Origin of the sequence: Fusibacter sp. 3D3, from assembly GCF_001748365.1 — a bacterium.
Classification (GTDB): Bacteria; Bacillota; Clostridia; order Peptostreptococcales; family Acidaminobacteraceae; genus Fusibacter_A.
Genome location: NZ_BDHH01000040.1, coordinates 1 through 8061, shown reverse-complemented (window position 1 = coordinate 8061; position 8061 = coordinate 1). Strand labels below are relative to the sequence as shown.

The 8061-nt window shown below is 40.6% G+C and carries 7 protein-coding genes; 6 read left to right on the top strand and 1 reads right to left on the bottom strand.

Annotated elements, in window-relative coordinates; all coding sequences use genetic code 11:
- Positions 1-174 precede the first annotated feature (174 nt).
- The 5 genes from F3D3_RS22885 to F3D3_RS22865 all read left to right on the top strand — a co-directional run bounded on the left by F3D3_RS22885 (position 175) and on the right by F3D3_RS22865 (position 6320).
- Complete coding sequence (locus F3D3_RS22885) at positions 175-2631, top strand: hypothetical protein (protein ID WP_069876818.1); 2457 nt, start codon at positions 175-177, stop codon at positions 2629-2631.
- Positions 2632-2645: 14 nt separating this feature from the next.
- Positions 2646-3026: a hypothetical protein gene (locus tag F3D3_RS22880; RefSeq protein WP_069876816.1), complete on the top strand. Its 381-nt coding sequence runs from the start codon at positions 2646-2648 to the stop codon at positions 3024-3026.
- Positions 3027-4194: 1168 nt separating this feature from the next.
- Positions 4195-5433 (top strand): IS110 family transposase, encoded by a 1239-nt coding sequence (locus F3D3_RS22875; protein ID WP_242877193.1) that lies wholly within the window; start codon positions 4195-4197, stop codon positions 5431-5433.
- Between the two features lie 175 nt (positions 5434-5608).
- Positions 5609-5896: a hypothetical protein gene (locus tag F3D3_RS22870; RefSeq protein WP_139132201.1), complete on the top strand. Its 288-nt coding sequence runs from the start codon at positions 5609-5611 to the stop codon at positions 5894-5896.
- A 181-nt stretch (positions 5897-6077) separates the two neighbouring features.
- Entirely contained in the window at positions 6078-6320 is a 243-nt protein-coding gene (locus F3D3_RS22865; RefSeq protein ID WP_069876811.1) for a hypothetical protein, read from the top strand.
- A 420-nt stretch (positions 6321-6740) separates the two neighbouring features.
- Here the strand turns inward: F3D3_RS22865 and F3D3_RS24815 are convergent, their stop codons facing one another.
- A complete protein-coding gene (locus F3D3_RS24815; RefSeq protein ID WP_069876809.1) occupies positions 6741-7403 on the bottom strand; it encodes a hypothetical protein in 663 nt (220 codons plus the stop codon).
- A gap of 97 nt (positions 7404-7500) precedes the next feature.
- Here F3D3_RS24815 and F3D3_RS22855 point away from each other — a divergent pair.
- Positions 7501-8061: hypothetical protein (locus F3D3_RS22855; RefSeq protein WP_374700103.1), on the top strand; the 561-nt coding region annotated here is incomplete at its 3' end.

The window sequence follows — 8061 nt, the reverse complement described above, 5'->3', positions numbered from 1 at the left end:
TCTGGAGTAGGTTCCATGTTTACAAGCTTAGCATTTGTCTCGGCATTAGTATCGGTTGTTGTGTTTATAAAATACAATAAAGCCCCAAAAAACACATCGATAGATGCAGCTGAATTATTTGTATCAAAACAGGGTTAAGCCCCTTTTTGAATAAAAAAAATAAGGAGGACAAGTATGATTCTATTTACAAATCACAAATGGAATCGAATCATCAGCAAGATTACGTTGGTGGCATTTTTACTCATGACAATGAGTTCCTATGCGCCATCAAGTATGTCGTTTGCGGCATATAGTAAATCAAGCTCGAAGATTTCAAAAAGTACTCGAAGCAGCTATGAAAAAGTATCGCGTAGCACAAGCAAGAGTACAAAAGAACCCAGTAAGGTGAGTAAACCAAGCAAACCGAGTAAGCCAAGCTACAGTAAGGCGAGCACAAGTAAAAGCACCTCAAGCAAACCCTCGGCAAGCAAATCCACGACAAAAGCCACCAGTAAACCATCAAGTAGTGGTGCAAAGTCGGCTTCAAGCAAGGTAACCCGAGCAACAAGTGTGGTAAAGAAATCACCACCAGCACGCACGCCTTCAAAACCAGTGAGTAAAAGTTTTGCACAAAAGGCCAAGGAAACCATCAAAAGCACAGTAAGTCGCGTAACAAGCACGGTGAAAAATACGGTATCAAAAGTCAATACATCTGTGAGAAACACGTATCAAAAAGCAACGAAAACAATATCAAGTACGGCTAAAAAAGTCGTCAGTAATGTCACAAGTCGATTTAGCAGTTCGACAAAAAATGCAATCAAAACAGCGATAGGTAATACCACAAAGAAAATAGGTAAAATAGTAAGTAACACGACGAAATATGTAAATACAGCGGTAAAAAAAGTATCGAGTGTTGCCCAAAAAGCAACCCAATCTGTGGTGAATAAAACTTATAAAGCAACAAGAAGTGTGGCATCSRGTATCAAAGCATCATTTACAAAGCTGAAATCCACAGTAAGCACGGCAAAATCAAATGTGAGCAAATTTGGAGCAACCATTAGATCRGGTGTRAGTTCATCAYTAGATAAGATGAAGACCTCAGTCTCAAGGTTTGCACTCAAATCGCGGCAAACGGTGACAAGTTTTGCAAAAAACACAAAAAGTATTGTCACAAAGAGTTATAATAGTGTTAAGCAATTTGGCAGTAATGTGGCTAAAAGCGTAAGCAGTCAAACCCAATCAGGGTTCTCAAAAGCATTTAGTGGCATAAAGAGTTTTGGAAATAGCATCAGTAAAACAGCAAAGAGCTTTGGAAGCCAGTTTAAAAGTAAGGCAGAGAAGGCATTTAGTAGTGTAAAATCATTTGGAAGTAAGCTAAATTCAGGTGTAAAGAGTGCCTTTAGTACAGCTAAGAAGTTTGGCAGTAGTGTCATCAAGAGTACCAAAACACTTGGATCAAATGTTGTAAAAGGTGTTAAAACACTTGGTAGTCATATTGGGTCGGGTGTGAAAAGTGCCTTTAGTACAGCTAAGAAGTTTGGCAGTAGTGTCATCAAGAGTACCAAGACACTTGGATCAAATGTTGTAAAAGGAGTTAAAACACTTGGTAGTCATATTGGCTCAGGTGTGAAAAGTGCCTTTAGTACAGCAAAGAAGTTTGGCAGTAGTGTCATCGAGAGTACCAAGACACTTGGATCAAATGTTGTAAAAGGAGTTAAAACACTTGGTAGTATTATTGGCTCAGGTGTGAAAAATACATTCAATAGTGTAAGGAACTTCGGAATAGGAGTTGCATCAGCTGTAAAAACGAATGTAGTTTCATTTGTAAAGAATAMGCTTCCATCAATTGTAGAGGGAACAAAAAATTATCTAGCAAAGTCATTGAATCAAATTATCAAAGGAAATTTCACTGATGATGTGACCTTATTAGGAACTGTAGGTCAAATTGCAATTGGCCTTTTAGGCGTAGATTTACCAGCAGATTTAAGAGATGTTGGTTATGACCTTACTCATTGGGAATGGTCATGGGGTCATGCAGGTCAAACGGCATTAGATGTTGTGGGACTAATTCCAGTAATAGGCGCAGTAAAATGTGCAGATGAAGTAGGAACGGTAGTAAAAAACAGCGTAGATCCAATAAAAAATGCGATGAAATCGTTATCTGGTGCGGGATTAGATGATGTAGCTAAGAAAAGTCCAATAATCGCTAGGTTTGATTTGCAAATGTTTGCTGGGAAAGAAATAAAGCAAATTGATGGTGTTTTTGAGGGTGGGACAGCATCGACTAAGTTATATCACTCAGCAGGTGAAAACGTAGTAGATCTTATCAAAGACAATGGATTTAGGACTGATTTGCCAAATCCTCAAGCAGCATTTCACAATAATCGATTTGGTAGAGGTGTATACTTGGCTGACTCCCCAGCGACAGCTTTAGCAGAAAGACCAGGTGGTGTTATCATCGAGGTAGACGCTATGTTAGGTAAAAACTTAAATGTTACTCAAAGAGGAATTGTTGATTATGATATGGCTCATTCGATTGCTAGAGGTGCTAGGAAACATGGATTTGATTCCATTACGTTTAATTCTGCACAGTTAAAAGACGGGATAAACACAGTTATTTTCGATCCTACAAAAGCTATTCCGAGACGATAAGGAGCATTGATAATATGGTTGAAAAATTCTCATTAAAGCGATTAGAATGCAGGTGTACGGTCTGTGAAAGTAGGTTTGTTTCTGACAATTCTGCAGACAACGAACTAGTAAAATTGTATCTTGAAAATGATCTAAATCCTAAATGGATTAAAATGTATGGAGAACGAGGCTATTTAAATCTAATTGAGAAACTAGTCGAAGAAGGCGCTAGTAAGCAGGTGACCATGAAAACAGTTTCTATTTTGGAACAGAAAATAAGCGATATTCTTAAAAGAAAGGTTACATTTGACAAGGGATTTAGAATCTGTCCAGCATGTAGTTCCAAGGAGGTTAGCATAATCAACGAGTATACTTTAGAAAGCGACAAAATTGACTTTCTTGAAATTGAAATTTAGGCTTAGTCATTTGACCACCTATACAATACCTGAATAACTGTGTTAAATAGCGGTTTTACAGCTTTACCGACCACCTATCTGACACACAAAGGGTTATTTCGACCACGTACTAAAAGCCTTTAAAACGTCGGTACTACCGGCGATTGTGAATCGGGGCGACCACGTCCCTTTATCCCCCACCGAAATAATATTCGAGCAGTAACTGGTTTTCCCTAAAAAGGCGAAGTGGAACGCTCGCCAAATTCGCCCCAAACAGGCGTTTCTCATCCCCAGTGGTATCTTTACTCTACATGGGATGAGTAAACGCCACACAGGGCGAACGTGTGCGACAGGTGGGCGAATAAATTCAGACGCCAGTAACGGCAATGGGTTAGTCTCAATCTGGCTGAATGGCAGCTCGCAAAACAATCGGTCACAAAGCCCCAAATTCGGCTTTGATTATCCTCAGTGGCATCCTTGCTCGACTGAGGACTAGAAAATGCGACACAGGGCGAACGTGGGGCACACAAAGGTGAGATTATCTCTTAGCCTAGTGGTGCCAATGGTTTAAGTTTAAAAACAACGTTACTTCGCAGCGAAAAGTTCTGCCCTCAATCAGCTAGAATAAATGTCATCTCTGCTACCCCCTCGGTTCATGGTGAACCCACCCTTGACGGTTATTTTTGTCTGTGGTAAACTGGGACGCAACTGGGGGGTTTAAGGGGGGCGACGGTTTCTCCGAAATCCTAGCTGGACTGACCAGAACTGAATCAATAATTATCAATCAACAGCAGAGAAGAAAAAGGTTTTAATACTTTTCTTTCTCTGCTGTTATTATTTTTTGTAAATTTTTGAATCATAGTGTTTTCAACATTTTCCTCAAAGTTTGACTTGTAATCGAGTTGAGTCAGAGTTAATATCACACACACGACTTCGAGAAAGTAAAGTCTATTTCCAGAAGTTACCTGTTTCTGACAGGGTGTACTCTTGCTATGGAGACTGGTTCTCCTAGACCCAATAATACTTACCCACTGGGTACCGCAAAGAAGTGCGGACACGAACAGAGTGAGTGGCTTTTGCAAAGCAAAAGTACTGACTTGTCCCCTTGGTCGTCACAGGATGTAATTCCAGGAGAGAGACTTATCAGTTGAGGTTGTAGTTCGGTTGCCAAACAGGAGGACGATGTTGAGTGAACAAGCGTAAAGAAGACCTAATTTATGTGGGCATAGACCTGCATAAAGAATCCCACACCGCAGTCATTTTAGACTGTTGGAACACAAAACTCGGCGAGATTACCTTCGCCAATACACCAGCTGAATTTCCAAAGCTGATAAGAAAAGTGAACAAATTCTGTACTGAAAACAAAGAACCTGTCTATGGTTTAGAGAACGCCTACGGCTATGGTCGAGGGCTAGCAGTCTGGCTTATTGGCAAAGGCCTGATGGTAAAGGATGTGAATACATCCCTTGCTCATAGACAAGCTAAGTGCCGAGCCATGTATAAAAAAAGTGACAGTGACGATGCAGAAGCCATCGCACTTGCCACCATTAACATGCTGTATACACTGCCAGATGCTTGTCCAAATGATGCCTATTGGTCACTTTCCCAAATGGTTAATCGCAGAGACAACATCATGACTCAGCGGATTAGACTTAAAAACCAACTCCATGAACAAGTCTGCATGGCTTATCCAAGCTATAAGCAGTTCTTCGAGGACATCAGCAGAAAGACTGCCCTGTTCTTTTGGGAACACTACCCGTCTGAGCAATATCTCAGAGGTAAAACTCCTGAAAGCCTTGCAGAAGAAATGAAAGACGTTGGTCACAACAGTTTCTCTGTGAGACGCTGCAAAATTGTTTTAGATGCAGTGAAACGTGACCATACCAAAGCCAAGGAATACCAGAACTATCGAGATGTGATCACGAAGGGGCTTGTCAAAGACCTTCAACATTATGACGAGCAACTTAAGGCTGTCGACAAGGAACTGGAAAAGCTGTATCATGACCTTGGCTGTACCTTAGCCACAATGCCCGGTATGAACATTACCACGGCTGTTAAAATCATGTCCGAAATAGGTGATGTGAATCGCTTTCCAAACCCTGCAAAGCTAGCACAATTTGCTGGCATAGCCCCAATCAATCTGTCATCGGCTGGTAAGGGCAAAGATAAGGCATCCAAACAAGGCAATCGCAGACTTCAAGCGACCCTTTACTTTCTTGCGATCCAAATGATTCAAGTATCCACCAAAGGAAAGCCCCGAAACCCCATATTCAGAGATTACTACGACCGTAAACTGGCAGAAGGTAAAAATGCTAAGCTGGTCTTAGTGAGCATTGCCAGAAGACTGGTAAATATCATCTATGGCATGCTAAAAAATAAAACCGAGTATCGACTACCGAGTCTTGAAACAGGTGAAGGTGCAGAATAATGATACTCGAAAATAACAGAACATGGTAAAATGTAGGCAGTAGTGATTTTTAAAGAACAGAGTGCTGAAAAGCACCTACTTTTTTAGGAAACAGCCACCGCCCACTTCAACATAAGCAGTTGGAGTGTATGTCAAGGGTGGGAGCGGTAAGGGCCCAGTAATTGTTGGTGAGACAATGAAAAGAGTAGAAGCCGCTGCTGAGAAGTATACTGATGCCAAAATATTGAACGATATGCCAGAGTATTGGAATATGGGGCTCAAGGATTATGAGGTTACTTCCAAAATGATGGAATACAATCGTAAGTGGATATTGGATCAATTCAGAAGTGGACGTGAAATCATTGACATCGGACTAGATGCCAATAGAAAAACACCGAGTATTTTCTACGAAATGGAGCAAAACATGATTAAAAACTACCAAAAGCTTCATCCTGAATGGAATGCACACACTAAACTGCAATGAGGTGAAATATGATTACTCGTGAAGGATATAATAACGCTGTAAGAAAATACTTCAACTTTCTCGTAGAAAGATATAATTTTTTAGAACTAGAAAAAAAACAGAAAATTCAATGCTTTATGACATTGAATACACTGATACGAATCTTATTATTTCAATTTCATACGAGATTAGGGGCGATGGAGTGAACGTTATCATTTTCAAAATCTTAGACGGTATAAGATCGGATTATGATGATTATGAGAATACAATTCATCTCAATCGAATTATGAAAAGTACTTATAAAGAAGAAGTAGTTGAGCAACTCATGGCTAGTAAATCTCTATTTGGGCATTTTGAAAAGCCTGAATCAGATGTTGAGGGAGAATTGCTGAAGAAAGCAGAATTGCTTTCAAGTGTAATGAGAACAACTATTTTGAACAAATAGCTAGTTTAGCTTTTCAGCGACCACAAGAGCACCTTAAGAACGGCTTTAAATTGGGAGTTGTGGCATCGCCGACCACCTAGCTAACACACTAAAGGTCATTTCGACCACGTCACAAGCATCTTGCAAACGCCGGCATTGCCGGCGTTTGTGCTTTGTCGCAGGCGCAAGGCGACCACGCGGCTTTATCCTAGTGTGTCCAGCTAAGCTGAACGCTTTCTAGCTGGTGAAAGTCCAGTCACGGTAATTGCCAAGAAGCCGTGTAGTCAGTCCCAGTGCGTCGCAGTAATGCGGGGTGCTAAGCGGGATGATGGCTCATAGTTATGAGTCGACAAAGATACAGGTTGCAACATTAAGTGAACACTGCCGTATCGTGAAAGTATCTTGCGGGAGCAAGTAACCTGCATTCCCGCCAACACCTAACTATGTTGGCGAATCAATCCCCAATGCTTCATAAATCTGCTTCTGCTTTGAAAGTACCTCTCCAATGCGTAATGAATAGCCTGGATTTTCAAAGCATTCAATGATATCTAACTTATCAAGAAGTGTTTGAAGCGTGTATTTCTGAAATATTTTCGCTTCGTGCATACGTTTTTTTATATATGCCAAATAGATCAGCGCAACAAATCCAACAAAGAGTTTACCATCAAGGCTTTTTTCAGATGAAACGAGTAAGCGGCGAAGATTCAATCGGTCCTTTATATTGGCGAATGCTTTTTCAACAACATCTTTGTTTCGATATAGTTGTAAGGCGGTTATGGCGTCCATTTTTTCGTTGGACAACAGTGTGAAATACCCGTAGTAACGCTTTGTTTTTCGGACAGCTTCATCATTGACGGTTACTTGTGGTCCGCGGACGGGTGTTTTTTTAATCTCAAAGTATTTTTTATAGAAGTTTTCATGCTTTGGAATGCGTTTGCCACTCAACACTTCCTTGCGCATAGACATAAGTTTTCTGTCAAAACTCGTTTCATCTTCAGCGTACTTTTCAATGGTGGGGGTTGCATTATCTGGAGTAGGTTCCATGTTTACAAGCTTAGCATTTGTCTCGGCATTAGTATCGGTTGTTGTGTTTATAAAATACAATAAAGCCCCAAAAAACACATCGATAGATGCAGCTGAATTATTTGTATCAAAACAGGGTTAAGCCCCTTTTTGAATAAAAAAAATAAGGAGGACAAGTATGATTCTATTTACAAATCACAAATGGAATCGAATCATCAGCAAGATTACGTTGGTGGCATTTTTACTCATGACAATGAGTTCCTATGCGCCATCAAGTATGTCGTTTGCGGCATATAGTAAATCAAGCTCGAAGATTTCAAAAAGTACTCGAAGCAGCTATGAAAAAGTATCGCGTAGCACAAGCAAGAGTACAAAAGAACCCAGTAAGGTGAGTAAACCAAGCAAACCGAGTAAGCCAAGCTACAGTAAGGCGAGCACAAGTAAAAGCACCTCAAGCAAACCCTCGGCAAGCAAATCCACGACAAAAGCCACCAGTAAACCATCAAGTAGTGGTGCAAAGTCGGCTTCAAGCAAGGTAACCCGAGCAACAAGTGTGGTAAAGAAATCACCACCAGCACGCACGCCTTCAAAACCAGTGAGTAAAAGTTTTGCACAAAAGGCCAAGGAAACCATCAAAAGCACAGTAAGTCGCGTAACAAGCACGGTGAAAAATACGGTATCAAAAGTCAATACATCTGTGAGAAACACGTATCAAAAAGCAACGAAAACAATATCAAGT